This window comes from Brevibacterium aurantiacum (genome assembly GCF_900169065.1).
Taxonomy (GTDB): Bacteria; Actinomycetota; Actinomycetes; order Actinomycetales; family Brevibacteriaceae; genus Brevibacterium; species Brevibacterium aurantiacum.
This window is the reverse complement of sequence record NZ_FXZB01000009.1, coordinates 1-25,952: the sequence shown is the minus strand read 5'-3', so window position 1 is coordinate 25,952 and position 25,952 is coordinate 1. Positions and strand designations below refer to the sequence as shown.

General features: G+C 64.8%; 24 protein-coding genes. 8 read left to right on the top strand and 16 right to left on the bottom strand.

The features are described from left to right. Nucleotides 1–1,359 carry an ABC transporter substrate-binding protein gene (locus BAUR9175_RS07540; RefSeq protein ID WP_009883895.1) on the bottom strand — a complete coding sequence of 453 codons (1,359 nt, stop codon included), beginning with the start codon at nt 1,357–1,359 and terminating at the stop codon, nt 1–3. A 174-nt stretch (nt 1,360–1,533) separates the two neighbouring features. Between BAUR9175_RS07540 and BAUR9175_RS07535 the strand changes: the two genes are divergently transcribed. The 4 genes from BAUR9175_RS07535 (at nt 1,534) to BAUR9175_RS07520 (ending at nt 6,402) form a co-directional block, all read left to right on the top strand. Continuing rightward, nucleotides 1,534–2,523 (top strand): sugar-binding domain-containing protein, encoded by a 990-nt coding sequence (locus BAUR9175_RS07535; protein ID WP_164513982.1) that lies wholly within the window; start codon nt 1,534–1,536, stop codon nt 2,521–2,523. Beyond that, the gene (locus BAUR9175_RS07530; RefSeq protein WP_101583396.1) at nt 2,520–4,106 is read left to right on the top strand and encodes a xylulokinase; all 1,587 of its coding nucleotides are present in this window, start codon (nt 2,520–2,522) and stop codon (nt 4,104–4,106) included. Before BAUR9175_RS07535 ends, BAUR9175_RS07530 begins: the two co-directional genes overlap by 4 nt. An 8-nt stretch (nt 4,107–4,114) precedes the next feature. Continuing rightward, nucleotides 4,115–5,212 carry an ABC transporter ATP-binding protein gene (locus BAUR9175_RS07525; RefSeq protein ID WP_101583394.1) on the top strand — a complete coding sequence of 366 codons (1,098 nt, stop codon included), beginning with the start codon at nt 4,115–4,117 and terminating at the stop codon, nt 5,210–5,212. Nucleotides 5,213–5,274: 62 nt separating this feature from the next. Then, nucleotides 5,275–6,402, top strand: coding sequence for a glutamate--cysteine ligase (locus BAUR9175_RS07520; RefSeq protein ID WP_069600675.1), 1,128 nt, complete (start codon nt 5,275–5,277; stop codon nt 6,400–6,402). A 71-nt stretch (nt 6,403–6,473) separates the two neighbouring features. Here BAUR9175_RS07520 and BAUR9175_RS07515 read toward each other — a convergent pair whose 3' ends face one another. From BAUR9175_RS07515 to BAUR9175_RS07500, 4 genes are read right to left on the bottom strand one after another with little or no spacing between them, the layout of a single operon-like run. After that, on the bottom strand, nt 6,474–7,061 hold the full coding sequence (locus BAUR9175_RS07515; protein WP_101583393.1) for an NUDIX domain-containing protein: 588 nt from the start codon (nt 7,059–7,061) through the stop codon (nt 6,474–6,476). Further along, entirely contained in the window at nt 7,048–8,127 is a 1,080-nt protein-coding gene (gene tsaD / locus BAUR9175_RS07510) for a tRNA (adenosine(37)-N6)-threonylcarbamoyltransferase complex transferase subunit TsaD (RefSeq protein ID WP_101583391.1), read from the bottom strand. Before tsaD ends, BAUR9175_RS07515 begins: the two co-directional genes overlap by 14 nt. Beyond that, on the bottom strand, nt 8,124–8,708 hold the full coding sequence (locus BAUR9175_RS07505; RefSeq protein ID WP_101557238.1) for an SRPBCC family protein: 585 nt from the start codon (nt 8,706–8,708) through the stop codon (nt 8,124–8,126). Before BAUR9175_RS07505 ends, tsaD begins: the two co-directional genes overlap by 4 nt. Further along, on the bottom strand, nt 8,705–9,652 hold the full coding sequence (locus tag BAUR9175_RS07500) for an aldo/keto reductase (RefSeq protein ID WP_257944291.1): 948 nt from the start codon (nt 9,650–9,652) through the stop codon (nt 8,705–8,707). The genes BAUR9175_RS07505 and BAUR9175_RS07500 overlap by 4 nt, the downstream gene beginning before the upstream one ends. Before the next feature lie 142 nt (nt 9,653–9,794). On the opposite strand from BAUR9175_RS07500, the gene BAUR9175_RS07495 reads away from it, so the two are divergent. Next, nucleotides 9,795–10,487, top strand: coding sequence for a biliverdin-producing heme oxygenase (locus BAUR9175_RS07495; protein ID WP_096162348.1), 693 nt, complete (start codon nt 9,795–9,797; stop codon nt 10,485–10,487). 74 nt (nt 10,488–10,561) lie between these two features. Beyond that, complete coding sequence (locus BAUR9175_RS07490) at nt 10,562–11,197, top strand: LysE family translocator (protein WP_009883885.1); 636 nt, start codon at nt 10,562–10,564, stop codon at nt 11,195–11,197. Nucleotides 11,198–11,262: 65 nt separating this feature from the next. Here the strand turns inward: BAUR9175_RS07490 and BAUR9175_RS07485 are convergent, their stop codons facing one another. From BAUR9175_RS07485 to glmS, 8 genes are all read right to left on the bottom strand, one after another. Next, the gene (locus tag BAUR9175_RS07485; protein WP_009883884.1) at nt 11,263–11,724 is read right to left on the bottom strand and encodes a GNAT family N-acetyltransferase; all 462 of its coding nucleotides are present in this window, start codon (nt 11,722–11,724) and stop codon (nt 11,263–11,265) included. Between the two features lie 24 nt (nt 11,725–11,748). Next, nucleotides 11,749–12,432, bottom strand: coding sequence for a tRNA (adenosine(37)-N6)-threonylcarbamoyltransferase complex dimerization subunit type 1 TsaB (gene tsaB / locus BAUR9175_RS07480; RefSeq protein ID WP_009883883.1), 684 nt, complete (start codon nt 12,430–12,432; stop codon nt 11,749–11,751). Beyond that, complete coding sequence (gene tsaE / locus BAUR9175_RS07475) at nt 12,429–13,028, bottom strand: tRNA (adenosine(37)-N6)-threonylcarbamoyltransferase complex ATPase subunit type 1 TsaE (protein ID WP_009883882.1); 600 nt, start codon at nt 13,026–13,028, stop codon at nt 12,429–12,431. The genes tsaB and tsaE overlap by 4 nt, the downstream gene beginning before the upstream one ends. After that, the gene (gene alr / locus BAUR9175_RS07470; RefSeq protein ID WP_101583390.1) at nt 13,028–14,251 is read right to left on the bottom strand and encodes an alanine racemase; all 1,224 of its coding nucleotides are present in this window, start codon (nt 14,249–14,251) and stop codon (nt 13,028–13,030) included. Before alr ends, tsaE begins: the two co-directional genes overlap by 1 nt. An 89-nt stretch (nt 14,252–14,340) precedes the next feature. Next, on the bottom strand, nt 14,341–15,963 hold the full coding sequence (locus BAUR9175_RS07465; RefSeq protein ID WP_101583388.1) for an NAD(P)H-hydrate dehydratase: 1,623 nt from the start codon (nt 15,961–15,963) through the stop codon (nt 14,341–14,343). A gap of 10 nt (nt 15,964–15,973) precedes the next feature. Then, nucleotides 15,974–17,266: a M20 metallopeptidase family protein gene (locus BAUR9175_RS07460; RefSeq protein ID WP_101583387.1), complete on the bottom strand. Its 1,293-nt coding sequence runs from the start codon at nt 17,264–17,266 to the stop codon at nt 15,974–15,976. A 57-nt stretch (nt 17,267–17,323) separates the two neighbouring features. Beyond that, nucleotides 17,324–17,746: a holo-ACP synthase gene (locus BAUR9175_RS07455; RefSeq protein ID WP_101583385.1), complete on the bottom strand. Its 423-nt coding sequence runs from the start codon at nt 17,744–17,746 to the stop codon at nt 17,324–17,326. Nucleotides 17,747–17,756: 10 nt separating this feature from the next. Then, nucleotides 17,757–19,631 carry a glutamine--fructose-6-phosphate transaminase (isomerizing) gene (gene glmS / locus BAUR9175_RS07450; RefSeq protein ID WP_101583384.1) on the bottom strand — a complete coding sequence of 625 codons (1,875 nt, stop codon included), beginning with the start codon at nt 19,629–19,631 and terminating at the stop codon, nt 17,757–17,759. Between glmS and coaA the strand changes: the two genes are divergently transcribed. Both coaA and BAUR9175_RS07440 read left to right on the top strand, forming a co-directional pair. Further along, nucleotides 19,630–20,790 (top strand): type I pantothenate kinase, encoded by a 1,161-nt coding sequence (coaA, locus tag BAUR9175_RS07445; RefSeq protein WP_371860656.1) that lies wholly within the window; start codon nt 19,630–19,632, stop codon nt 20,788–20,790. The genes glmS and coaA overlap by 2 nt on opposite strands. Nucleotides 20,791–21,030: 240 nt before the next feature. Next, the gene (locus BAUR9175_RS07440; protein ID WP_009883875.1) at nt 21,031–22,893 is read left to right on the top strand and encodes an ABC transporter ATP-binding protein; all 1,863 of its coding nucleotides are present in this window, start codon (nt 21,031–21,033) and stop codon (nt 22,891–22,893) included. 116 nt (nt 22,894–23,009) lie between these two features. On the opposite strand, the gene glmM is transcribed toward BAUR9175_RS07440, so the two are convergent. The 3 genes from glmM to rplM form a co-directional block, all read right to left on the bottom strand. After that, entirely contained in the window at nt 23,010–24,362 is a 1,353-nt protein-coding gene (gene glmM / locus BAUR9175_RS07435) for a phosphoglucosamine mutase (RefSeq protein WP_009883874.1), read from the bottom strand. A gap of 252 nt (nt 24,363–24,614) precedes the next feature. Beyond that, the gene (gene rpsI / locus BAUR9175_RS07430) at nt 24,615–25,130 is read right to left on the bottom strand and encodes a 30S ribosomal protein S9 (RefSeq protein ID WP_009883873.1); all 516 of its coding nucleotides are present in this window, start codon (nt 25,128–25,130) and stop codon (nt 24,615–24,617) included. A gap of 34 nt (nt 25,131–25,164) precedes the next feature. Beyond that, nucleotides 25,165–25,608, bottom strand: a complete 444-nt coding sequence (rplM, locus tag BAUR9175_RS07425; RefSeq protein WP_009883872.1) for a 50S ribosomal protein L13 — start codon at nt 25,606–25,608, stop codon at nt 25,165–25,167. Nucleotides 25,609–25,952: the final 344 nt, after the last annotated feature.

The following is a 25,952-nucleotide window of genomic DNA, read 5'->3' as shown; positions in this document are numbered from 1 at the left end:
TCACTTCTTGTACTTGTCTCCGACCTTCTCTGCTTCCTTCTGTCCCTTCTGCAGAGCCTTGTCGACTGTGGTGCGTCCGGCGATCGCAGAGCTGATGTCTTCAGAGATGCCCGTCGCCAAGTCGGCGAACTCGGGAATCGTCACGAACTGCACTCCCAGCGTCGGGCGCGGCTGCACACCGGGATTCTTCGGATCGGCGGAGTTGATGGCCTCCTCGGTCTGCTTGTAGAACGGCGCGGCGGCCTTCTGGTAGTCGGCGTTCTCGTAGGTCGAGGTGCGCTTGCCGGCTGGCACGTGCTGCCAGCCCAGTTCCTCGGCAACGGTCTCCTCGTAGTCCTGTGAGGAGGCCCAGGCCACGAACTGCTTGGCCGCATCCTGGTTCTTCCCTGCCTTCTGGATGCCCCAGGCCCAGGTGTAGAGCCAGGAACTCGACTCGGTGTCCTTCACCGGGGCTGCGACATAGCCGATCTTGTCCTTGACCGGTGAGTCATCGGCTTCGAGCGTGCCCGTCGCCGCCGTCGAGTCGTACCACATCGCCACATTGCCCTGCTGCAGGTTGGTCAGGCATTCGGTGTATCCGGCCTGCGGTGCTCCCGATTCACCGTGGTCCTTGATGAGGTCGACGTAGAAGTTCGCTGCTTCCTTGAACTCCTTGGAGTCGACCTGGGCCTCCCAGTTCTCATCGAACCAGGTTCCGCCGAAGGTGTTGACCACGGTCGTCAGCGGAGCGAACATCTCTCCCCAGCCGGGCAGGCCGCGCAGGCAGATGCCCTTGGTTCCCTTCTCGGCACCGTCGACCTTCTTCGCCAGATCGGCCACTTCATCCCAGGTGGGATCGTCCGGCATCGTCGCATCGGCCTTTTCGAAGATGTCCTTCCGGTACATCAGGAAGGAGCCCTCGCCGTAGAACGGCTCTCCGTAGATCTGGTCCTCAAAGGTCATCGATTCGGCCATCGGGGCGAGGATGTCGCCCTGGTTGAACCCCTCGGCGTCGACGACGCCCTCGTCCATCGAGGTCAGCCACCCGTTCTTTGCGTAGGTCGGCACTTCGTAGTTCGACATCGAGGCCACATCGTAGTTGCCTGCCTGTGCGGAGAACTCCTGACCGATCTTGGCGCGCACCTCATTCTCCGGCAGCACCGTGTAGTTGACCTTGATGCCGGTGTCCTTGGTGAAATGCTCCGCGGTGAGCTTCTGCAGGTCCTGCATCTGCGGGTTGTTGACCATGAGAACGTTGACTTCTTCATTGCCTCCGCCGCTCGAACTGCCCCCGGCGCCACCACACCCTGCGAGTGTGAGTGCTCCGACCACTCCGATGGCCGCCGCTGTGACAGCCCGGCTCGTGATCTTCTGCTTCATCGTAATTGCCTTCCCTCGTCATTGCGGGATCGCTGCCCGCCGTCGGGTGTGCTTGACGAAAAACATATGAGCATCGGTGCTCATATGTGCAATACTGTGTCATGATTTAATCAGATGTGCAATAGATCACAGATGAGCAGCGGCGTGATCGCTGTCGATCCTGAAGGGAGAGCCATGAGCGCAGCACCCACCGCCAGACACCGCCGGTTCCTGGCTCAGCTGGCCAGAGAGCACTATGTCCAGGGCAGTTCGAAGGTCGAGCTCGGCAAGGCCCACGGGCTCAGCCGCTTCCAGATCGCCCGTCTGCTCCAGGAAGCGGTCGACAGCGGGGTCGTCACGATCTCCATCGAAGCCGATGCCACCGACGAAGATGGGATGGCCGAGCAGCTCGCGGCGGCGCTCGGGTTGAGCTCGGCGATCGTCGTCGAAGACGACAACGAGTCAGATGCCGCTCAGCGAATGGGTCGGGCCGCACTCTCCTACGTCGATCGTCGTGCCCGACCGGGAATGCGCATCGGGCTGGCCTGGTCACGCACACTCGACGCGGCCGCAGAATTCGCTCCCGCACTCCCCCGCTGCACGGTCGTCCAACTCGCCGGTGCGCTCCAGCTCGGTTCGCATCGACCCAGTTCCGGGATCTTTGCCCGACTGGGCCAGGACGCCGCCGTGACCATGGTCCGACTTCCGGCTCCGCTGCTGGTCACCGAGGCCGAAACCGCCGCAGATCTCAGTGCCCTGCCGGAGATCTCCGGCGCCCTGGCGGCAGCCGACGATCTCGACCTCGCGGTCATCTCCGTGGCTGCTTGGGCGGAGGAACAGTCCTCGGTGTGGGAGAAGTGCAGCCCTGAGCAGCGAGCGGCAGGCGTGGCCGACGGTGCCGTCGCCGAGGCGTCCGGACGTCTCTTCAACGCTGCCGGAGCCGATGTCGACACCATCGACGATCGCGTCATCGCCGTCACCCTCGACCAGCTGAGAAACGCGGCGACCACTGTCGGAGTGGCTCGCGGGGCTCAGCGCGCCGAGGCGGTTCGAGCGGCGTGCGCCGCCGGAATCCTCGATGTCGCCATCGTCGATGAAGCGCTGGCCCGAGAGATCCTCGACCCTGCTGGATCACAGTCGCAGACCGCCGCGCAGATCACCGCGCAGACCGAGGAGTCCCCATGAGCGTCGATCGCAGATTGGTTGCCGGCGTCGACTCCTCGACGCAGAGCTGCAAGGTCGTCATCGTCGACCCTTCCACAGGCGGGATCCTGCGCAGCGGCTCGGCCCCGCACCCGGCCGGAACCGAAGTCGACCCCGAAGCCTGGTGGTCGGCACTGCAGCAGGCGGTCTCCGAGGCAGGAGGATTCGCCGACGTCGCAGCTGTGAGCATCAGCGGACAGCAGCACGGCCTCATCGCTCTCGATCGACACGGACAGGTCATCCGCGATGCTCTGCTCTGGAACGATCTGCGCAGCGACGGGGCAGCACGAGCACTCATCGCTGAGATCGGTGCCGATGAGTTCGTCGACCGGGCCGGAGTGGTTCCTGTCGCGTCCTTCACCGGAGCCAAGCTGCGGTGGCTGCGCGATCATGAACCCGACAATGCCTCCCGGGTGGCGGCCGTGGCTCTGCCCCATGATTGGCTGACCTGGCGGCTCCTGGGCCACGGGCCAAGCAGCTCGTCTGCACTGCGCGGACCTGACCTTGAAGCACTCGTCACCGATGCCTCCGACGCCAGCGGCACCGCGTACTTCTCGGCCGTGACCGGACGCTACGACCTCGACCTCTTCCGCGCGGCCTTCGGTGCCCCGGCGCGGGAGGCGACCGGTTCCACCACTACCGGTTCCACCACGGACGGCTCGCCAGCGACCGATGAGCTCGGCCCCACCACCGCCCCCATCGTTCTCCCCCGCGTCCTGGCTCCCCATGAGAGCGCCGGTCACACACCCGAGGGCATCCTCGTGGGTCCCGGGGCCGGCGACAATGCGGCCGCGGCGCTCGGGCTCGGAGCCGCCCCCGGTGATGTCATCATCTCGATCGGCACCTCGGGGACAGTCTTCAGCCCGACCCGACTGGAGATCAACGATTCCTCGGGAATGGTCGCGGGATTCGCCTCGGCCGACGGCGGGCGACTCCCCCTCGTCGCCACCCTCAACGCCGCCCGAGTCCTCGATTCCGCGGCCGCGCTGCTGCGCGCCAGCCACACCGACGTGGCCGCCCTGGCACTTGCCTCGAGTCCGGGGGCCAACGGCCTCACTCTCGTCCCCTATTTCGAAGGCGAGCGCACCCCCAATCTTCCGAGCGCGACGGCTCGTTTGGAGGGCATGACCTTGGCGAATTCGACCCCGGAGAACGTGGCCCGAGCCTTCGTCGAAGGCATGCTGTGCGGGTTGGCGGACGGACTCGACGCGGTGCTGCGTCAGGGCGTCAAAGTCCAACGCCTCTTCCTCATCGGCGGAGCCGCCCGCAACCCAGCAGTGCGAGAGGTCGCCAGAGACATCTTCACCGTCCCCATCGACGTGCCCGAACAGGCCGAATATGTGGCCATCGGAGCCGCCCGGCAGGCGGCCTGGACACTGACCGGAACCTCGCCGAGGTGGCAGGTCGAGCTCGTCGCGACGCTCCACCCGCGACCGTCGCAGGTGCGACAGCAGTACCACTCGTACACGAACACAAACGTCATTGACGCAACACGTCCCGCCCACGAGAACTCAGACAATGATCACCGCAGATCGTCGGGTGCCCAGGCACCCGTGGAAGGTTGAGATTCACCATGGCAACAGTCACTTTCGATAAGGCAATGCGTCAATACCCAGAGGCCCTGACGCCCTCGGTCAACGAGATCAGCCTCGACATCGCCGATGGCGAGTTCCTCGTCCTAGTCGGCCCATCCGGTTGTGGGAAGTCCACGACGCTGCGCATGCTCGCGGGCCTCGAGCCCGTCGACGGCGGACACATCAGAATCGGTGATGATGACGTCACCGGAGTCTCTCCGCGCGAACGGGACATCGCCATGGTGTTTCAGAACTATGCGCTCTACCCGCATATGAGCGTCGGCGAGAACATGGCCTTCGCACTCAAGATCGCCGGAGTCTCCAAAGCAGAGCGCAATGAACGCGTTCGTGAGGCCGCCCAACTGCTCGATCTGGAACCCTACCTCGATCGCAAGCCCAAGGCTCTCTCCGGCGGGCAGCGACAGCGTGTGGCCATGGGGCGGGCCATCGTGCGCTCTCCCCAGGTGTTCCTCATGGACGAACCGCTGTCCAACCTCGATGCCAAGCTGCGGGTCCAGACCCGTGCACAGATCGCCTCACTCACGCGCCGCCTCGGCGTCACCACGGTCTATGTCACTCACGATCAGGTCGAGGCGATGACGATGGGCGATCGCGTCGCAGTCCTCGCCGAGGGACGACTGCAGCAGGTCGACACCCCGCGGGCGCTCTACGACCGTCCCGCCAACCTCTTCGTCGCCGGCTTCATGGGCTCACCCGCGATGAACCTCATCGACCTGCCGCTGCAAGAGGGAGTGCTGCGCATCGGTGAGTCCGAGGTCCGGCTCTCTGAGGCTCAGCGCTCAGAGCTCACGGATTCTCGTGTCACGGCCGGAATCCGCCCGGAGGACTTCCGAGTCGAATCTCACGGCGGTCTGGAAGTCAGCGTGGAGCTGGTTGAGGAGCTCGGCGCCGACGCCTATGTGCACGGTCGGGCGACGTCGGCCACCGGCGACATCCCGATCGTGGCAAGGGTCAGCGGCAGGACCCGTGTGGCCAGAGGTGACACGATCCGGGTTGTCCCCGAGCTCTCACGCCTGCATCTCTTCGACTCACAGTCCGGTGCTCGACTGCCCGATGAGACCGCACGCGCGGCCTGAATGTGACGTCCGATAAACAGGCGGAGACCAGAAAAACGGGCGCGGAATACTATGATCGATCCATGGTCGATTTCGCACGCTCACCCCGCTCCACCCTTGGAGTCGAATGGGAACTGGCTCTGTTGGACGGAGACAGCCTTGATCTGACATCCGCCGCCGAGGTTCTCCTCGCCGATGTCGCTCAGCGTGCGCCCGAATTCGAGAAGCGGATCGTGGGCGAGATGCTCACGAACACGATCGAACTCGTCACCGGCGTCCACAAGCAGGTATCGGGAATCGCCGAGGACCTCGCCGCGTCCATGGGCGCCCTGCGTGCGCTGACCGAAGACCGTGGGATCGAGCTCATGTCCGCAGGCACGCACCCGTTCGCTCAGTGGCAGTCTCAGGAGGTTCGCGCCAAGGACCGCTACCTCGAGCTCGTCGACCGCACCCAGTGGTGGGGTCGGAACATGCTCATCTTCGGCGTGCACGTCCACGTAGGCATCGACTCCCGCGACAAGGTGCTGCCGATCGTCAACGCCCTCCTCGCCTACGTCCCCCACCTGCAGGCACTGAGCGCATCATCACCCTTCTGGGGCGGGACCGACACCGGCTACGCTTCGAACCGGGCGATGATGTTCCAGCAGCTGCCGACCGCAGGCCTGCCGTTCCAGTTCGATGCTTGGTCAGACTACGAGAAGTACGTGGCCGATATGCTCACCACCGGCATCATCGACAACATCAATGAGATCCGTTGGGACATTCGTCCCGCCCCGAATTGGGGAACCGTCGAGGTCAGGGTCTGCGACGGGCTGCCCACTCTCGAGGAGATCACTGCGATCACGGCCCTCATCCAATGCCTCGTCGACGACTTCTCTGCCCGCCTTGATGCCGGTGAGACATTGCCGACCATGCCGGACTGGTTCCACGACGAGAACAAGTGGCGTGCCGCCCGCTACGGCGTGGACGCCATCATCATCGAGAACGCCGAGGCTGATGAACGTCTGGTCACCGAGTGCCTGGCCGATGAGGTGGCACGTCTGGCCCCTGTGGCCGAACGTCTGGGCTGCGTCGATGAGCTGAACTCCATCACCTCGATCATCGACCGCGGTGTGCCCTACCAGCGCCTGCAGAACGTGTTCAAGGACAGCGAATCGCTGACCGAGGTGACCCGGTCGCTGATCAACGACCTGCGCACCTCATACACCTGAGGGTTCACGCCAGTCTCCGCTCCGCACGGGGCTGGACTACCGGCTGCACTGCTCGCAGCCAGCCTCACTGCTCACAGGTGTGGTCGGAGCATCTCCAACAGTTCCGGAAGTGCTGCTGCGACTCCGGAGTGCAGGTTGTAGTCGGTGAGTTCCTCGATGGGCACCCATGCGAGTTCGATGCTCTCCGGGTCACTGATGACCGGTTCGAAGTGACGTCTCACCCGAGCGATGACCGTCGTGTACGACCAGTCGCCGAGGTCGAGGACATGAGTGTCGAGCACGTCGATGTCCTCGCCCGCGAGGTCGGGCACTCCTGCCTCTTCCCATGATTCGCGCACGGCCGCTTCGATCGCGGATTCGCCCAGGTCACGGGCTCCACCGGGGAAGCCCCAGGTTCCGCCTTCGACCGACCACAGGGCACGGTGCTGCATGAGGATTCCCTGCTCGGGATCAAGCAGCATCAGTCCCGCTGCCCCGTTGAGGCCCCAGTGCTTCTGCCCGTCCGAACCGACAGTCCAGCCGTCACCTGATCGCCGAGGCGGCAGGTAGTCGGGCAGGTCCTTCGAGTTCGGGCCGTAGGCGGTCTCATCGCGTGAGGCGCCGCTTCTGTCGTGGGTGTAGGCGTTCTGGTCGCCGGCGTTCGGGTCAGACGAGGACATGATCGACATCCAATGAAGAGACTGCAGCAAATGACAGGTCGCTGGGTCCGATGCCGCGACGGACGAGTTCGGCTCCGAGGGCTGCGACCATGGCCCCGTTGTCCGTGCACAGGTTCAGCGGCGGCACCCGCAGCCTCACCCCCGCCTCGGCGCATCTGGCTCCGAGGACTTCGCGCAGGTGGGAGTTCGCGGCGACTCCCCCACCGAGGACAACATGATCGATTCCGGTGTCGGCGGCGGCCAGCAGCGTCTTGGTCACGAGCACGTCGACGACGGCGTCCTCGAATCCCGCAGCGATGTCGGCCACCCGCAGGTCCGTTCCCAGTGTCTCGGCCTTCGTGACCTCCCGCAGCGCGGCGGTCTTGAGTCCGGAGAAGGAGAAGTTGAAGCGACGTTCTGGATCCCGCAGGTCCTGCTTCTTCGCCAGCCCGCGAGGGAACTTCACGGCCTTGCGATCCCCCGGGATGCCGGTGCCGTCGAGCTGCCCGAGGGCGGCCTTGGAGATGTTCGGCCCGCCGGGGTAGTTCAGTCCCAGCAGCCGCGCGGTCTTGTCGAAGGCCTCGCCGGCGGCATCGTCGATGGTGGCACCGATGAGTTCGATGTCGTCGAGGACATCGCCGATGCGCAGAATTTCCGTGTGTCCGCCGGAGACCAACAGCGCGATGGTCGGTGTGGTGAGACCGTCGATGTCCTCGGCGATGAGGTCCACTGCCACGTGCGCGGCCAGGTGGTTGACCCCGTAGAGAGGCAGGTTGAGAGCTGCGGCCAGGCCCTTGGCGGCGCCGACTCCGACCATGAGCGCGCCGCTGAGGCCCGGGCCTGCGGTCACGGAGATCGCGTCGAGGTCACTGAGCTCAATACCTGCCTGATCGCAGGCCGATGCGATGGCCGGTCCGATGGCCTGAACGTGTGCGCGGGAGGCGACCTCGGGGACCACGCCGCCGAAGCGAACGTGTTCATCCATCGACGAAGAGACCGTGTTGGTCAGCAGCGTCCGCCCCCGCACGATCCCGACTCCGGTTTCGTCACACGAGGATTCGATGCCCAGCACCAGCGGTTCGCTCATTCTTCGTTCGCCCCGCCGTCCTCGGATGCGCTGGCGTCTGATGCGCCGTTCTCAGCCTCACTGTCCTCGAGCTCGAGATCAGCGTAGAGGGCGAGCAGCTCCTCCTCACCAGCCTCGACGACATCGAGCCCCAGGGTCCGAGCGAACAGCCGCAGGTGAGTGTCCCACATCGGTCCGAAGTCAGCGGCCTTGAGCCGGGCACTTTCAACGTCGGGAGCTGATTGCGTGAAGATCAGCAGGGTCGCGTCCCCATCCGTGAGTTCAAGGGCGAGCAGCTGAATCCCCAGCACGCCGAAGTCTTCGAGCTCGACGAGAACGTGGTCCTCGACCTCGCAGCTGAGGATCTCCCCATGCAGCTGGGTCTCACCGAGATCGAAGGTGATCGCGGGATTGGTCTCCTCACTCGCACCGTCCGCGTCGATGCCGTCGTCATCGACGGTGAAGGACGCGAACCACGTCCGGGCGGTCTCTGCGTCGACGAGCTTGGACCAGACGGTCGAGACATCGAGAGCCAGCGGCAGCTCGATGACCAGATCCGTGCCGTTCTCCCAATTCACAAGGCGTGGGCTGGTAGTCGTCATGCTTCCACCCACGCATCATTGAGGGCCGTGATCTCATCATCGGCCAGCTGCAGTTCGGTTCCCGCAAGCAGTTCCGTCAACTGCTCCGGCACCCGCGCCGAGGCGATGGTGGAAGGAATGAAATCGTGCGTCAGCTGCCAGGCGAGGGTCGTGGCGGTCATGCTGGCGTTGTGTGCCGAGGCCACGTCGTGGAGGACCTCGAGAGCGCGAAGCGCCTCTTGGTTCTCCAGGAAATCCGCGACGCGTTCACCGCGCACGCTCCCAGTGGCGTCTCCCCCGGTGTGCTTACCGGTGAGGAATCCCGAGGCCAGGGAGTGGAAGGGAAGTTCGGCGATGCCGTTTGCCCGCAGATACGCCTGCTTCTGAGGGTCCACCGCGGCGCGGGACACGAGGTTGTACCGGTCCTGGACGACGCGGTAGCACGCCAGAGAATACTTCGCGCTGATCTTCATGGCCGACTGCAGCCGGTCCAGGGTGAAATTCGAGGCGCCGAGGTAGCTGACCTTGCCGGTGCGCACCAAGGCATCGAAGGTCTCCGCGACTGCCACCTGATCGACATTCTCATCGTCTGTGTGGGCGTAGTAGACGTCGACATGGTCCGTGCCGAGACGACGCAGAGACGCGTCGATGCACTTGCGGATATTGGCAGGGTCGAGGCCCTTGTGCTTCGGGTGCATGCCGACCTTGGTGGCGATGACCATGTCGTCGCGGTTGCCGCGCGATGCCATCCATTCACCGATGATGGTCTCCGATTCGCCACCGGAGTTGCCGTCGACCCACACGGAATAGGCATCCGCGGTGTCGATGAAATTTCCGCCCGCCTCGGCGTAGGCGTCGAGGACTGCGAAGCTCTGATCACGGTCGGCGCCCCAGCCGAAGGGATTGCCTCCCAGGTGCAGGGGGTGGACCATCAGATTCGTGTCAGCCAGTTGCACTCTTTCCATGGCTCCAGCCTACCCTTTGGCCGTCGGTACACAGGCTCAGGCTTCAGGTAAGGGCAGGCTCGGCTAAGATGAAAACAAGCACTGTAGTTGCACCGGCCATCGAGACACCTGCGGATCATCGATCTCTCAATGAGGAAACATCATGACTGAACCATTCTCAGCTCGGCTCAAGGCCAGCACAGCCACAATCCACGACGAGGTCGAGCACACCAGTTTCATGGTCGACCTCATGGAGGGCCGCCTCGATGTGCGCGCCTATTCGCTCCTGCTGCGGCAGTACGCGCTCATCTATGCGGCGCTGGAGACGAAGACTCAGGAGTTCGCCGACGATCCGATCGTCGCTCCGTTCTACGATTCGGCGCTCTTCCGAACCCAGCGTATCCACTCCGACCTGGAGAAATTGGGATCCACCATTGCAGGCCAGCGCCCCGATGCCACTTCGCCCAACCTCGGCGAATCCGGTTCCATGGTGATGGCCAGTGCCGAGGACTATGCCGACCACCTCAACCGGCTCACACGACCCGAGCAGCTCATCGCTCATCACTACACGCGCTACCTCGGCGACCTGTCCGGCGGTCAGGCCATCGGTGCCCTCATGGGACGCCACTATTCGGTGCCGGCAGAGGCGCTGACCATGTGGGACTTCGCCGAGGTGGGCAAGACGAAGCCGTACAAGGATGCCTACCGCGGTCGCCTCGATGAGATCGCGGCCACCGGTGGTGACGAACAGCTCGTCATCGATGAGACGATGACCGCGTTCGTCCTCAACGGCAGGCTTCTGGCCGAGCTCAGCTCCGCAGTCGAGGCTCCCGCGGTCACGACCGTGAACAGCTAACGGGGCGAGGCCGGCTGAGGGAGTACGCTGTTGCGATCACCCTCATTCGATGACGAACAGCTCGAGAGACAGACATGGATTCGCACCAGCTATTGGCATGGGCCCTCGTGGCAGTGATCGGGGCAGCCACGCCCGGCATTGATCTGATGATCGTGCTCCGATCGACTATCCTGCAGGGACGACGCGCGGGCTTCGCCGCGGTCATCGGCGTCGAACTGGGTCATGCGGTCTGGGCCGTTGCCAGTCTGCTCGGCCTCACAGCCCTGCTTGCCGCCTCCACCCTCGCCTACGACGTGGTCCGGATTGCGGGAGCCTGCTATCTGGTCTGGCTCGGCTGCACCGCGATCTGGAAGTCACTGCCTCGCAACCGCTCGACGGCGGCCGAACCTGAGGCACTTCCTGCGCAGAGCGCCGGCAGTGCGGTCCGCAATGGGATGACCAGCAACCTCCTCAACCCGAAGGTCGGGGTCTTCTACATCAGCATCTTGCCCCAGTTCCTGCCGACGGTGCCGTCGGCCGCTGGGTGGGGCGTGCTGCTCGTGGCCATTGCGCTGACCATCGGCACCGTGTGGCATGCCGCAGTCGTTCTCCTTGCCACCCGAGCCCGTGGCATCCTCACCCGCGAACGGGTCAAGATCTGGCTTGATCGCACGAGCGCTGCGGTGATGATCGCCCTCGGCGTGCGACTGGCAACCGAAGCCCGAGCCTAGACCTCTCGAGCGGAGACCGCACGGGCGCAGACCGATCGCTCCGGTGCCTCTGTGCATCCCAGCTCTCAGGGGCGAAAGCGCATGAGGATCGCGTCGGCACCCGGGTAGTAGTCGGGGCGTCTGCCCCATTCTGAGAACCCGAACGAGCGGTAGAGACCCAGTGCGGGTTCGTTGTGCTCATCGACCTCGAGGTGCACAGCCTCGGCGCCTGTCTTCGCTGCCCAGTCGACCCCGGCTTGGAGCAGCCGGCGGGCGATGCCCTGGCCTCGTCCCTCCTCGGTGGTGGCGATGGTCATCACGTCGGCTTCACCGCCGGCGGCGGACATGACGATCCACCCGGCCAGCGCCGAGGTGGGGGTTCGGGCCGCGAACATCACCGTTCCAGCCTGGGCCCTGACAGCCCAGTAATAGCTCAGAGTCCAGGCGGTGGGGCCGAAGATTGCGGAGTCGTTGTCCGCGACCTCCGCGAGGTCCCACCAGTGCAGTTCGTCGATGTCTGCCTGTTCGTCCACCGCGTTCGTGCTCATGTCACTGCGGCCATTTCAGTGCACTCATTTCAGTGTGCTCTCGCGCACCGATGTTGCTTTGGCGTCGGGTTCGCGCAGGTATTCGGGAACCGGTTCGACCAGCTCACGACCGGCCGCGATCTCTCTGGCTGCGGCGAAGGCAAGGTATTCGGCGCGCGGGTCGACGATGCTGGGGACGCTGGAATCCCCCAGGACCTCGGGATAGAGGAGGAACCCGCGACCGAGACGAGCATTGATCGTCGTTTGGCCGGCTGCGCCCAGGACATCGTCGACCTCGGCGGGCTTGGCAACGAAGGGTCCGGCCTGCAGCGAAGCATCCGAGCTGTCGTAGACGCTGAAATAGACTTCCTTGCGTCGGGCGTCCGCGGCGATGAGCACCGGTCCACTGGGGCGGGCGTCACTTTGCCGCAGCTCCTCGGCGAGCGCGGCCTGCGACAGGAGTCCCTTGACCGGGATGCCCCGGGCCTGACCGACGGCGATTCCCGCGGCGATGCCCACCCGTAGTCCGGTGAATGGGCCGGGGCCGATTCCGGTGACGACGAGTTCAGGCTGCACCGAATGTGCGAGCACGCTGGCCAGTGCCGGGCCGATGAACTCGACGTGTCTGCGCTGGTCATCGGCTTGTTCTGCCGCCAGAACGGTTCCCGAGTCGGTGTCGACCAGGGCCACCGATGCGGCCTGGGAGGTATCGATGCTGAGTATGATCACTGGTTGTCCTCCTGATCGAGGGATCCGTCTGACCCGTCGAATTCGCTGATCTCAACCGCACCGCCCAGGGCACGAAGCGAGTCACCCACCTGCTGCAGCCGAGCATCCCACGTGCTGCCGTGGCCGTGAAGTTCAACGAGGCGTCGTTCGTCCTCATCGTCTTCGTCGGCGTCTGCCGCGTCCGCTTCGTCTGCCACGTCAGCTGCGAGGTCGAACATCGGGGTGATCGTCACACCGAGGTAGTCGGAGCTCAGCTGTTCGGCGAGACCGGCGCCCCATTCGACGACGGTGATCGATTCCTCGAGCTCCGAGTCCAGATCAAGGTCTCCCAGCTCCTCGGCGTCGGAGAGCCGGTAGGCATCGACGTGGACGAGGGCGGGGCCGTCCCCGCTCGAGGGATGCTCACGGGCGATGACGAAGGTGGGCGAGGTGATACGCCCGGTGACCCCCAGGGCCCGCCCCAGCGACTGAGTGAACGTCGTCTTCCCCGCGCCGAGGTTGCCGCTGAGGATGAGGAGATCACCTGCCCGCAGGTGCCCGGCGAGCGCCTCGGCGAAGGTCCTCATCTGGTCAAGTGACGTCACCTGAAGCTTCATCACAGGCCTGCACCGTCAGCGGGCCGCGGTTCGATTTCCACGCGGTCGACGCGTTCGCTGATGCGGGTGACGATCTCGTAGTTGATCGTCTCGGCCCACTCGCCCCATTCGGCTGCGCTGGGACCATCGGGGCCGAAGATGACGACCTCATCGCCGATGGCGACGTCACCGGCACCGACCTCGACGATCATCTGATCCATCGCGATGCGCCCGACGACGGGATACCGAGTGCCGCGGATGGAGACCTCGGCCTTGTTCGATGCCGACCGCGCGATCCCATCGCCGTAGCCGCCGGGCACGAGGGCGAAGCGGGTGTCGGCCGCGGCCGTGAACGTGAGCCCATACGATGCGCCGTGACCGGTGGGGATGTCCTTGAGGTTGATGACCTGAGAGACCAGCCGCATCGCGGGCACCAGGCCCAGATCCTGCGAGGTCTGATCGCCCAGCGGAGAGAGCCCGTAGAGGGACAGACCCACCCGCGCCGAGGTGCCCGGGAACGGTGAGAGCGTCAGCGCAGCGGGCGAGTTCGCAATGTGGACCTCGAGCCGCTCCGGTTCGCCGAGGCGGCCCTGGGCGCCGTCGAGTACCGCCGAGAGTTCCCGGTGGGCTGAGTCGAAGACCTGCGTCTGCTGAGCGGTCTCGACGCGTTCGGGTTCGTCGGCGACGGCGTAGTGGCTCATGATGCCCACTATTTCAAGCTCCGGGGTGGTCGCACTCGCGTCGGCGCCGTCCGATTCGGTCCGGGCATCCAGCGTCTTCAGCTTCACCAGTGCACGCTTCCAGTCCGCGGGAGCCAGGCCGTTGCGGCCGAGGCCCGTGTCGACCTTGAGGTGGAGGCGGGCCGTGGTGTTTGTGCGACGAGCGGCATCTCGCAGTCGCTCGAGGCTGTCAACGGTTGACACGCCCAGTTCGATTCCGGCGGCGACGGCCGCGTCGAGGTCGGTGGTGGGTCCGTACAGCCAGGCCGTGATGGTGACGTCATCGCCGAGCAGTTCGCGCAGGTGCAGCGCCTCATTGATGGTTGCCACGCAGAAGTCGCGCCACCCTGCAGCGAAGAGCGCCGGGGCGACGATGTCGATGCCGTGCCCGTAGGCGTTGGCCTTGACGACGCATTTGAGGCGGGCAGGCGCGAGCCGCTTCGCGAGGACCGCGGCGTTGGCCTGCAGTGCGGCCACATCGATCTCGGCCCTGACCAGTACCCCTGAGGAATCGGTTGATGTCACTGGATAAGAATACCGTGGACCGTCATCGTTCATTCCGACTGGGACCCGCTGACTCGATCAGGGACCCACTCATTCCGATTGGGACCCATTCACTCGATCAGGGATCCGGCGAGGATAAGCTCTCCTGCCACCTCGGCGACGGCATCGACCAGAGCTCCGGCGTTGACGGCCCGTCGGCCCGCAGCATTGTGCACCAGAACGCCGAGTCCGACGACGTGGGTCAGTTCGCGTTCCGGCAGCGGTGACTCATGCTGGCTCTTGGCGTGGAAGGTCGCGACCAGGGCGCCGATGATCCCGGCCAGCACGTCCCCGGACCCGGCGGTGGCCAGGCTGGCCGGACCGGTCTCCGGGAGCACGAAGAACCCGTCTGGGGCGGCGATGACGGTCTGGTGGCCCTTGAGTAAGACGATGCAGCCGCTGGACTGCGCGGCGCGCTGCGCCCAGCCGATGGGGTCGGCGGTGATCCGGCTCGAGGTGATGATCTCGCCGAGGAGGCGGCTGAGCAGTCGTGCCAGTTCACCCGCGTGCGGGGTGAGGACGACAGGCCGTTCGGCCAGCCATGTGCCCTTGACCGACTCTGCGCGGCCGACCATGTCCAGTGCCCCGGCGTCGAGGACAACGGGAACGCTGGTGTTCGCCAACTCGTCGACGCAGTCGTGGATGTATTCGTCTTCCGGGTCGCCTGGGCCCATGACCACGGCGTTCATCCTGCCTGAGGCGGTGACGACCTCGGCGTGGAGACCGATGACGTATTCGGCGACCATCTGAGATCCCAGGGACCGAACCATTCCGACGCCGCAGTTGACCGCCGAGGTGGTCGTCAGCACTCCCGCCCCCGGGTACTCCTCGGAGCCGGCGAGGATGCCGACGACTCCGCGGGAGTATTTGTGGCCCTCGGGCTGTGGGCGGGGGAAGTCCGCGTTGAGGTCATCGATGTCGACGACTGCGGCGGTGGCCTGGTTCTCATCGAGGTCGAGTCCGATGTCGACGAGGTGGACTGTGCCGGTGAATGCGGCGACGCGGGGGTCGATCAGATCGGTTTTGAGGCCGCCGAAGGTCACGGTGTGATCGGCGTGGATCCTGTCCGGGGCACCGGATTCGACCGGTGACAGGTCGGAGGGAACGTCGACGGCGATGACCGTCTGCGTGGATCGCGTGCCGGCGCTTGCGGCCTGGCGCGTGCCGGCGGAGTGCCGCCAGTCGCGAACGAGGGAAGCGATGTGCTCGGGCAGTCCGGGACGGCCCCCGATGCCGAGGATGCCGTCGAGAACGAGATCGGACCGATTCAGCTCCCGCAGCGCATCGGCACGGAGTTCATCGACGCGAAGTTCGCTGTCGCGCACTCCCTCGGCCACCTCGGCGTGCGGGTCTGTGGTCTCGTCCGGTTTCGGGAAGTCGATGACTCCGGCGCCGGCGCGCCGGGCCGCGGCCAGCCCCACATCATGGGTGCGGTCGAAGAGTGTGACCACGGTGATGTGAGCCCCGCGCCTGGCCAGTGCTGCGGCGGCGAAAAGTGCGTCGCCGGCGTTGTTGCCCGGGCCGACGAGCACGCACACTCGGGAGCCGAAGAGCTGGCCCCGCGACTCTCGCAACACATCGGCCAAGAAGTGGGCCAGAGCTCGAGATGCGCGGGCCATGAGGTCGACGCCTGCATCGAGAAGAGGTCGTTCGGCCTCACGGATGACAGTGCTGGGGTAGGCGAAGACTGACATCAGCGCTTCCTCATTCCTGGGCCAGGCGGGCGAGTTTCCGGCCTGCCAGGTGAGCCAGGAACAATGCCTGATCAGCCAGGCCCTCGTCGCTGTGACGGGCCCGGGGCGAATGGTTGGCTTCGCGCTCCTCGACGGGCAGGTTCGGCAGTGCCACACCGAAGTGACCATATGCGCCGGGGACCTGTTCGAGCACGCGGGAGAAGTCCTCGGACCCGGGGATCGGGTTCGGACGGACCACGGCGCGGTCGGCACCGAAGAGATCGGCGAAGGTCTCGAGGAAGAAGTCGGCCTCGTCGTCATTGTTGATCGTCGGCGGCAGCACTCGCTCGTAGTCGACCTCGGCCTCGAGCCCGTGGGCGGCGACCATTTCGGTGACCAGCTGTGGGAGCTCCGCCTCGGCGCGGGTGGTGACCTCGTCGGAGAAGGTGCGGACGCTGACTACGAGATGCGCGAAGTCGGGGATGACGTTTGGGGCGGTGCCGCCGTTGAACTGGCCGACGGTGATGACCAGGGGGTCGAAGATGTCGAAGCGGCGCGTCACGTATTCCTGCAGCTGGCCCACCAGCATCGCGCCGACCTGGATCGGATCGCGGCCGGTCGCCGGGCGGGAGGCGTGGGTGCCTTTGCCACGGACGGTGATGGACATCTTCGAAAACGCGGCCATGTAGGATCCGCGGCGGCAGTAGGCGACGCCGAGGTCCTGGTCTGCGGAGACGTGGATGCCGAATGCGGCCTTCACCCTGGGTCCAGCGGCGTCGAGGACGCCCTCGTCGATCATCTTCCCGGCCCCGTCGTAGCCTTCTTCGCCGGGCTGGAACATGAAGACGACGTCACCGGGCAGGGAGTCCCGGTCACGGTGGAGAAGTTTGAGGGCACCGACCAGGCCGGTCGTGTGCAGGTCGTGTCCGCAGGCGTGCATCCGCCCGGTCGTGGCTGCGAAGTCGAAGCCTGTCGCCTCGGGCACGGGCAGTCCGTCCATGTCTCCGCGCAGCAGTACAGCGGGGACGACGCCGGTCGAATCCTCAGTGCGCTGTCCACCGCGGAGGACGACGACGAGGGAGGAGAGTCCATTGCCCTTCGTCACCTCGATGTCGAGGCCTTCGATGGCGTCGAGGACGAGTTTCTGGGTGATGGGCAGATCAAGCCCCACCTCGGCGTTCTCATGCAGTGCCCGACGCAGAGTCACAAGTCCGTCTGCGATGTCTGCGGCATCCTCGGTGGTGGGGAGGTGGATGTCGAGGGCGGTCGACTCAACTGAGGAGGCGTCGGTGTGGGAAGTGTCGGTGTCGGAAGGAGAGCTCATGGTCTGAGTCTATTGCCGACCGCGCCGAGGTGGTGCCCACGTCCGGAAGCCATCGACTTACCCGAAGTGCTCCGCATCCCATTCCACGCCGGGGCTCAGCGATGGACCTTCGCCTTCGACGATGACGAAGGTCATGGTGAGGTTCGCGTCATGGGTGATGGAGAGGTGGATGTTCGTGGCGCCGATGCGGTGGAAGTGTTCGAGCACGAGACCCCGCAGGCGGAATGAGGGGGCACCGGATCTGGCGGGGACCACCTCGGCGGACTGCCAGGGCAGCCATCCGGGGAAGCCGATGGCCTTCTTCAGGGCCTCCTTGGCGGAGAATCTCGCCGCCAAGGAGGCATCCGTCCGACGTTTGCCGTTGCGTTTGAGCTGTTCGGCAGGGGTGAGCAGACGGTCGAGGAGTTCGGGGACCCGCTCGATGTGCTCGGCGAAGCGCGGCACATCGGCGATGTCGGTTCCGATTCCCAGAATCGCCATATCTCTCCCCTTACTCCACGGTCACAGACTTGGCGAGGTTACGCGGCTGATCCACGTCGAGGCCCTTGGCCGTGGCCAGTTCCATCGCGAAGATCTGCAGCGGAACCGTCGTCAGCAGCGGCGCCATGAGCGTCGTCGTCTGGGGAACGTAGATGACCTCTGAGGCGAACTCGCGGACCTCTTCATCCCCTTCCTCGGCGATGACTACGGTGTTCGCACCGCGGGCCCGGACTTCCTGGATGTTCGAGATGACCTTGGCATGCAGCGAATCGCGGCCGCGCTTGGAGGGCACGACGATGATGACGAGCTGACCGTCGTCGATGAGCGCGATCGGACCGTGCTTGAGCTCGCCAGCGGCGAAGCCCTCGGCGTGGATGTAGGCGAGCTCCTTGAGTTTGAGCGCACCCTCCATGGCCACGGGGAAGCCCACGTGGCGGCCCAGGAACAGCACCGAGCCGACGTCCTGGTTGCGCTGTGCCAGTGCCTGCACCTGCTGCTTGCCGTTGTCGAGGATGCTCTGGACCTTCTCCGGGATGGTCTGCAGCTCTTCGAGGATGGTGGTGATCTCGTCGCGGAACTTGTTGCCGCGCAGCTGTGCCAGGTAGAGGCCCAGCAGGTAGCAGGCCACGACCTGCGAGAGGAAGGCCTTCGTCGAGGCGACCGCGATCTCCGGGCCGGCGTGCGTGTACAGGGCGGCGTCGGATTCGCGGGGAATGGTCGAGCCGAAGGTGTTGCAGATGGCGATGACCTTCGCACCCTGCTGACGTGCGTGGCGCACGGCCATGGTCGTGTCCATAGTCTCTCCCGACTGGGAGATCGCCACGACCAGTGTCTTTTCGTTGACCACGGGATCGCGGTAGCGGAACTCGTGGGCGAGTTCGACCTCGACGGGCACGCGGCACCAGTGCTCGATCGCGTACTTGGCGACCTGGCCGGCGTAGGCGGCGGTGCCGCAGGCGATGACGATGATCTTGTCGATGGTCTTGAGCACGGTCTCGTCGATGTGCATCTCATCGAGGGTGAGCTTGCCGTCGATGTCGAGGCGGCCCAGCAGGGTATCCGCGACGGCCTGTGGCTGGTCGTGGATCTCCTTGTCCATAAAGGAGGGGAATCCGCCCTTTTCCGCAGCGGCGGCGTCCCAGTCGACCTGGTACTCAACACCGTCGACCTCGTTGCCGTCGTTGTCTGTGATGACTACGGAATCCGGGGTGATGGTCACGACCTGGTCCTGGCCGATCTCGACGGCGGTGCGGGTGTAGTCGATGAAGGCGGCGACGTCGGAGCCGAGGAAGTTCTCTCCCTCACCCAGGCCGATGACCAGGGGCGAGTTGCGGCGGGCGGCGACGACCTGTCCGGGAGCGTCGGCGTGGACGGCGAGGAGGGTGAAGGCACCTTCGAGCTGGGTGGCGGTCACACGCATGGCCTGTGTCAGGTCACCGGTGGACTGGAAGTTCTTGGCCAGCTGAGCCGCAGCCACCTCGGTGTCGGTCTCGGACTGGAACTCGACACCATCGGCGGTGAGGTCGCGCTTGAGCTGAGCGAAGTTCTCGATGATGCCGTTGTGGATCAGAGCGAGCTTTCCGCCGTCGGCCAGGTGCGGGTGGGCGTTGAGGTCCGTCGGTCCACCGTGGGTGGCCCACCGGGTGTGGCCGATCCCGGTCTGGGCATTCGGCAGCGGGTTGGCCGCGAGCTCATCGGTCAGCGCCGAGAGCTTGCCTGCCTTCTTCGCGGTCTCCAGATCACCGGCAGGAGTGACAAGGGCGACTCCGGCAGAGTCATAGCCCCGATATTCGAGCCGCTTCAGGCCGCTGAGCACAACATCGAGCGCCGAGTGATCAGCATTGTCAACGTCTGCTTTGGATACATAACCAACGATTCCACACATGAGTGGAATTTTACGCAGTCGAGTCAAGAAACGTGGAATCGACCCACTCGAAGGCCACCTCGGCGAGCCCAATGTCACCTCGACGTTCGGCAGGGACATGACGCATGACACAATTGTGCCCATGTCTCATGTCGACCCACTTCTTGACCGCGCGCGACGCCTGGCCGGCCTCAAACCAGGACGCAAGCCCGAGGTCGAACCGACTTCCCCGTTCTGGGAGTTCGATCGGGACGTCTGGGGCACCCTGGCCCAAGCCACTCCCCTGCCGCTGAAGCAGCGCGACATCGAACGTCTGCGCGGGCTGGGCGATCGGATCAACCTCGACGAGGTGGCTCAGGTCTACCTGCCCCTGTCGCGCCTGCTCAACCTCTACGTCTCCGCTCGCCGCGCCAAACACGACATGACGCGGGAGTTCTTCTCCCCGCTGCACGAAATCGGCCTCGAGCCGCAGGAGGCCAAGCGGACCCCCTTCGTCATCGGTGTGGCCGGGTCCGTCGCCGTCGGCAAGTCGACGACTGCTCGCGTTCTGCGCGAACTGCTGGCCAGATGGCCCGACACCCCTCGCGTCGAGCTCATCACCACCGACGGCTTCCTCTACCCCAATGCCGAGCTCGAGCGCAGGCGACTGGGTGGACGCAAGGGCTTCCCGGAATCCTATGACCGGCGCAAACTGCTGCGGTTCATCTCCGCCGTGAAGTCCGGCTCCCCCGAGGTCCGTGCCCCCGTTTACTCGCACCACACCTACGACATCGTCCCCGGCGCCGAGGTGGTTGTCCGCTCCCCCGATGTCCTCATCGTCGAAGGCCTCAACGTCCTCCAGCCCGCCCGGCCCCGCAGCGACGGCACCTTGGGCCTGTCGATCAGCGACTACTTCGACTTCTCCGTCTACGTCGACGCCCGCTCACGCGACATCCGCCAGTGGTACATCTCCCGCTTCCTCAAGCTCAAGCATGGCGCCTTCCAGGACACGGACTCCTACTTCCACCGCTATTCGAAGCTCGATGACGAAGAAGCGGTCACCTTGGCCACGGAGATCTGGGATTCGATCAACTTCCCCAATCTGCGTGAGAACGTTCAGCCCAGCCGCGGTCGCGCGGACCTCGTGCTGCACAAGTCAGATGACCACACGATCCGCAAGGTCCAGCTGCGCAAGCTGTGAGTACTGAGCTCTGAGATCAGAGCGTGCGTGGTTCAGTGGCCAGGCGTGCGTGAGGTCTCTCACTTGCTGCGTGCATCTGTGTCGCTGAGGAAATAGATTCCGTCTCGCGATAGTTGCACTCAGTGCATGGTTTGACGGCTGCGCAGATTCTGCACTCTGATTTCAAACCGAAGGAGTACTGTGTCCACGTGCGTCTCCTCGACCCAGACGCGCGGGACGCCATAAGGAAATGAGGCCGAGATGAGTCTGCAGTCAGCACACAGGGTGATGTGGAGCTCCGTGTCGAGCAAGAAGACCCCGAAGACCTCGATCAAGCCGGGCACCTACCGCCGCATCGGGTCGTTTGCGACCCGGCACAAGGCGAAGCTCATCGTCTTCCTCACCCTCTCCGTCGGCACTGCCGTCATCGGCGTGCTCAACCCGGTGTTGGCCGGTGACGTCGTCAACGCGATCACCGGCGGCGGCCCAGTCGCGACCGTCGTCTGGTTGGCCGTGGCGATCGGCGGCCTGGCGATCGCGGACGCTGCGATCTCGATCTTCAATCGGTACCTGTCCTCACAGATCGGTGAGGGTCTCATCTTCGATCTGCGCACCGCGGTCTATGACCATGTGCAGAGAATGCCCATCGCCTTCTTCAATCGCACCCGCACGGGCGCTCTGGTCTCGCGCCTGAACACCGACGTCATCGGCGCCCAGCGCGCGTTCTCCAACACCCTGTCGGGCATCGTGTCGAACTTCGTCTCTCTGGTCCTGACCGTAGGCGTGATGGTCACGATCTCCTGGCAGGTCACACTGCTCTCCATCCTGCTCCTGCCCCTCTTCATCATCCCCACCCGACTGCTCAGCGGGAAGCTGGCCTCTCTGCAGTTCCAGGCGGCGGAGAACAGTGCTGATATGTCGACGCGGATGACGGAGCGGTTCTCCGCCGGTGGCGCGACGCTGGTCAAGCTCTTCGGCAATCCGAAGACCGAGTCCGAGGAGTTCTCCGACCGTGCCGGTCAGGTCAGGGACATCGGCATCAAGGTCGCCATGCTGCAGTCGACGTTCGTGTCCTCGCTGACACTGGTCTCGGCCCTGGCGCTGGCTCTTGTCTACGGCATCGGCGGTGCTCAAGCCGTCCTCGGTCACCTCAACGCCGGCCAGGTCGTCACCCTCGCGCTGCTGCTGACCAGGCTCTACACACCCCTGACCATGCTCGCGAACGCACGTCTGGACATCATGAGCGCCGTCGTCAGCTTCCAGCGTGTCTTCGAGATCCTCGACCTCGTGCCTCTGATCAAGGAACCCGAATCCCCGAAGGCACTGCCGAAGGGGGGCCTTGACGTGACGTTCTCCGATGTCGACTTCGCCTACCCCAGTGCGGACCAGGTCAGCCTCGCCAGCCTCGAAGACGTCTCCGTGCTCGATGCCCGAGGCGGGGACGAGGTACTGCACTCACTCGACTTCACGATCCCGGCCGGTCACACCGTCGCCCTGGTCGGTTCTTCGGGTGCCGGAAAATCCACGATCGCCTCACTCCTGCCCCGCCTCTACGACGTGACCTCCGGGTCGATCACCATCGGCGGTGTTGATGTGCGCGAGCTGTCCTACGAATCGCTGCGCAAGTCCGTTGGGGTGGTGACTCAGGACGGTCACGTCTTCCACGAATCGATCCGTTCGAACCTGGCCCTGGTCAAACCAGAGGCCACCGAGGCTGAACTGCATCAGGCCATCGACAGGGCTCAGCTGCACAATGTCATCGCGACCCTGCCCGATGGTTTGGACACGGTCATCGGTGAACGCGGCTACCGGCTCTCCGGTGGAGAGCGTCAGCGGCTGACGATCGCGCGCATGCTCCTCGCGGCCCCAGAGGTCGTCGTCCTCGATGAGGCGACCTCGGCCCTGGACTCGACGAACGAGGCAGCCGTGCAGCAGGCGCTGGCGCAGGCCATGCACGGTCGCACCGCGCTGGTCATCGCCCACAGGCTGTCCACGATCCGCCAGGCCGATACGATCCTCGTCGTCGAAGCCGGTCGCATCGTCGAATCCGGTTCTCACGAGGAGCTGCTGGCCCGCAGCGGCCGCTATGCCCAGCTCTACGAAACGCAGTTCGCCACGAACTGAGGCATGACAGAGGCCGCAGCGCTGAATGCGTCTGCGGCCTCTGGTGTGTCTGACGAGTTGTCTCCCCCGCGAAGAGTGGTGCTCACCCTGGAGTGGCGCTCACCGGACAGGAGAACTTACAGGCCCAGGTGTTCCTTCACGTTGGCGGCCAAGCGCTCGGCCTGAGCCTGGGCGATGTCCTCGGTTTCAGCTTCGACCATGACGCGGATCAGCGGCTCGGTGCCCGAGGCCCGCAGCAGCACGCGGCCTGAACCTTCGAGTTCGGCTTCGACGGCGTCGACTTCGGCGGCGACCTGCGGGTGATCGACTCCGTGCTTGTCGACGCCCTTGACGTTGACGAGCGCCTGCGGCAGCTGCGGGATCTCTGCGGCGAGGTCGGCCAGGGTGCGCTTCGAATCGGCCATGCGCTTCATCAGGTGCAGGGCCGTCTGCACACCGTCACCGGTCGTGCCGTGGTCGAGCATGAGCACGTGCCCGGACTGCTCGCCGCCGAGGACGTAGCCGTCGGCCAGCATGCGTTCGAGGACGTAGCGGTCACCGACTGCGGTCTGGACCGTCTCAATGGAGTACTTGTCCATCGCGTGCTTGAGGCCGATGTTCGACATCACGGTGGTGACGAGGGTGTTGCCCTTCAGCTCGCCGAGTTCCTTGAGCCCGATCGCGAGGATGCCCATGAGCTGGTCACCGTTGATGACACGACCCAGGGAGTCCACGGCCAGGCAGCGGTCGGCGTCACCGTCGAAGGCCACACCCAGATCGGACTGGGTTTCCACGACGAGGCGCTGGAGCGGTTCGAGGTGCGTGGAACCGACACCGTCGTTGATGTTGAAGCCATCGGGTTCGGCAGCGGAGACGATGACCTCGGCACCGGCCTGACGCAGGGCGGCGGGTCCGACGATGGACGCGGCACCGTGGGCGCAGTCGACGACGACCTTGAGGCCGGACAGGGGACGTGTGCCCTCAGCATCGAGGGAGCGCACGAGCTTCTCCGTGTACTCGTCGGCCGCGGCGGGATAACGGGAGATCCGACCCACCTCGGCGCCGGTGGGACGAACCCAGTCCTCATCGAGGATTGCGAGGATCTCGTCCTCAACGGAATCGTCGAGCTTCGTTCCGCCCGCGGCGAAGAACTTGATGCCGTTGTCGGGCATGGGATTGTGCGAGGCGGAGATGACGACGCCGAAGGCTGCACCCGTGTCAGCGACGACGCTGGCGATGCCGGGGGTGGGCAGCATTCCCGCGTCGAGGACGTCCACGCCGGCGGAGGCGATGCCCGCGGAGATCGCAGCGGAGAGGAACTCACCGGAGACACGCGTGTCACGCCCGACGACGGCGAAGGGACGCTTGCCTTCTGGCCAACCGCGGGTGAGAACCCGCGAGCCTGCTACGGAGAGCTGGAGCGCCAGTCGGGCGGAGATGTCGCGATTGGCGAGGCCTCGTACGCCGTCTGTGCCGAAGAGTCGTGTCATGGAAAGTCCTTTCCTCAATTTCCCGTCGATATTAGTCCATTGCATCGCCGAGGCGGTGGTGCCGGACCGTTCGACGGTCGAAATCGGTGAGAGATGATGCTGCCTGGGTCAAGGCGAGGGGTGTCTGAAAGTTAAGTGAATGCACGAAATGCGGCCCCGAATCCGGTTCGGGGCCGCATTGCGGTGTTCATCGAGCTGAACTGTTGAGGACTGCGCTTCAGCGGCAGACCAGGCGCAGTCCTGACAGCAGAATCAGCGCTTCGAGAACTGAGGTGCCTTACGGGCCTTCTTGAGACCGGCCTTCTTGCGCTCGGGGACGCGTGCGTCGCGGCGCAGGTAGCCTGCCTTCTTCAGCTCAGCACGGTTCGACTCTTCGTCGATCTGGTTGAGCGAACGGGCGATTCCCAGACGAACGGCTCCGGCCTGACCGGAAGGTCCGCCACCGGAGATGCGCACGACGACGTCGAAACGTCCTTCGAGGTCCAGGAGACGGAAGGGCTCGTTGACGAGCTGCTGGTGCAGCTTGTTCGGGAAGTACTCTTCGAGAGTGCGACCGTTGATGGTCCATTCACCGGATCCGGGGATCAGGCGGACGCGAGCAATTGCCTGCTTGCGACGGCCGACTCCGTTGCCGGGAGCGGTCAGGGACTGTCCGCGTCCGCCGGCGGTCTGTTCGCCCAGGCCTGCGGATTCGGGGGTCTCCGACGTGTATTCGGTTGCGGTTGGTTCTTCGACAGATTCTGTCGCAGTGGTGGTTTCTTCAGCCACGGTTCTCCTCGGTATGTCTAGAGCTCAAGCGCGCTTACTGCGCGACCTGGCTGAGTTCGTACGGCTGCGGATTCTGAGCGGCGTGTGGGTGCTCTCCACCCTGGTACACCTTCAGCTTCTGCATCTGGGCACGTCCGAGACGAGTCTTCGGAACCATACCGCCGACAGCCTTTTCGACTGCGCGCTCGGGATTGGTGGCGAGAAGCTCGGCGTAGTTGACGCTCTTCAGACCGCCCGGGTAACCCGAGTGGTGGTAAGCGCGCTTCTGATCGAGCTTCGCACCGGTCAATGCGACCTTGTCTGCATTAATGATGATGACGAAGTCACCGGTATCGATATGAGGAGCAAAGGTGGTCTTGTGCTTGCCGCGCAACAGGCGTGCAACCTGGGCAGCAAGACGACCGAGCACCTGGTCAGTGGCGTCAATGACGTGCCACTGGCGCTCAATATCGCCGGGCTTGGGTGTGAACGTACGCAAAAGTAGCCTTCTTTTCGTATCTCTTGGTGTAGTGCTGATGACTCATCGGGTCGTGAGTCTGATGAGTCAAGGCACTCGTTGTCTTGAATCGGGTCTGCCCATCGAAATCGTCCCCTCACCTACGGGCCTGCAACGCATGAGGCTATGTAAGGGAGCACGACGGACACACACAACGACAATCAAATATACATGCATTCTCACCCGCGGAGCAAACGCTCGACGTGCCTCAGCTATTTTGAGCGCGTAGAACCAGGCGGTGCCTCAAAGACTTTGAGCGCGAACTCCCAACAAACGGGAGCAGGCTTGCCCTATGGAAGGCAAGATCCCGATGACCGCCAGACGCC

Coding starts and splice junctions, on each gene's coding strand:
- glmS (WP_101583384.1), bottom strand. CDS start 19,631: ATGTGTGGAATCGTTGGTTATGTATCCAAAGCAGACGTTGACAATGCT.
- BAUR9175_RS07465 (WP_101583388.1), bottom strand. CDS start 15,963: ATGTCAGTCTTCGCCTACCCCAGCACTGTCATCCGTGAGGCCGAACGA.
- BAUR9175_RS07500 (WP_257944291.1), bottom strand. CDS start 9,652: ATGGAAAGAGTGCAACTGGCTGACACGAATCTGATGGTCCACCCCCTG.
- BAUR9175_RS07495 (WP_096162348.1), top strand. CDS start 9,795: ATGACTGAACCATTCTCAGCTCGGCTCAAGGCCAGCACAGCCACAATC.
- BAUR9175_RS07525 (WP_101583394.1), top strand. CDS start 4,115: ATGGCAACAGTCACTTTCGATAAGGCAATGCGTCAATACCCAGAGGCC.
- BAUR9175_RS07520 (WP_069600675.1), top strand. CDS start 5,275: ATGGTCGATTTCGCACGCTCACCCCGCTCCACCCTTGGAGTCGAATGG.
- BAUR9175_RS07455 (WP_101583385.1), bottom strand. CDS start 17,746: ATGGCGATTCTGGGAATCGGAACCGACATCGCCGATGTGCCGCGCTTC.
- tsaE (WP_009883882.1), bottom strand. CDS start 13,028: ATGAAGCTTCAGGTGACGTCACTTGACCAGATGAGGACCTTCGCCGAG.
- BAUR9175_RS07460 (WP_101583387.1), bottom strand. CDS start 17,266: ATGAGCTCTCCTTCCGACACCGACACTTCCCACACCGACGCCTCCTCA.
- BAUR9175_RS07490 (WP_009883885.1), top strand. CDS start 10,562: ATGGATTCGCACCAGCTATTGGCATGGGCCCTCGTGGCAGTGATCGGG.
- BAUR9175_RS07505 (WP_101557238.1), bottom strand. CDS start 8,708: ATGACGACTACCAGCCCACGCCTTGTGAATTGGGAGAACGGCACGGAT.
- BAUR9175_RS07530 (WP_101583396.1), top strand. CDS start 2,520: ATGAGCGTCGATCGCAGATTGGTTGCCGGCGTCGACTCCTCGACGCAG.
- BAUR9175_RS07535 (WP_164513982.1), top strand. CDS start 1,534: ATGAGCGCAGCACCCACCGCCAGACACCGCCGGTTCCTGGCTCAGCTG.
- BAUR9175_RS07440 (WP_009883875.1), top strand. CDS start 21,031: ATGAGTCTGCAGTCAGCACACAGGGTGATGTGGAGCTCCGTGTCGAGC.
- BAUR9175_RS07540 (WP_009883895.1), bottom strand. CDS start 1,359: ATGAAGCAGAAGATCACGAGCCGGGCTGTCACAGCGGCGGCCATCGGA.
- coaA (WP_371860656.1), top strand. CDS start 19,630: ATGAGTGGAATTTTACGCAGTCGAGTCAAGAAACGTGGAATCGACCCA.
- BAUR9175_RS07485 (WP_009883884.1), bottom strand. CDS start 11,724: ATGAGCACGAACGCGGTGGACGAACAGGCAGACATCGACGAACTGCAC.
- BAUR9175_RS07515 (WP_101583393.1), bottom strand. CDS start 7,061: ATGTCCTCGTCTGACCCGAACGCCGGCGACCAGAACGCCTACACCCAC.
- tsaD (WP_101583391.1), bottom strand. CDS start 8,127: ATGAGCGAACCGCTGGTGCTGGGCATCGAATCCTCGTGTGACGAAACC.
- glmM (WP_009883874.1), bottom strand. CDS start 24,362: ATGACACGACTCTTCGGCACAGACGGCGTACGAGGCCTCGCCAATCGC.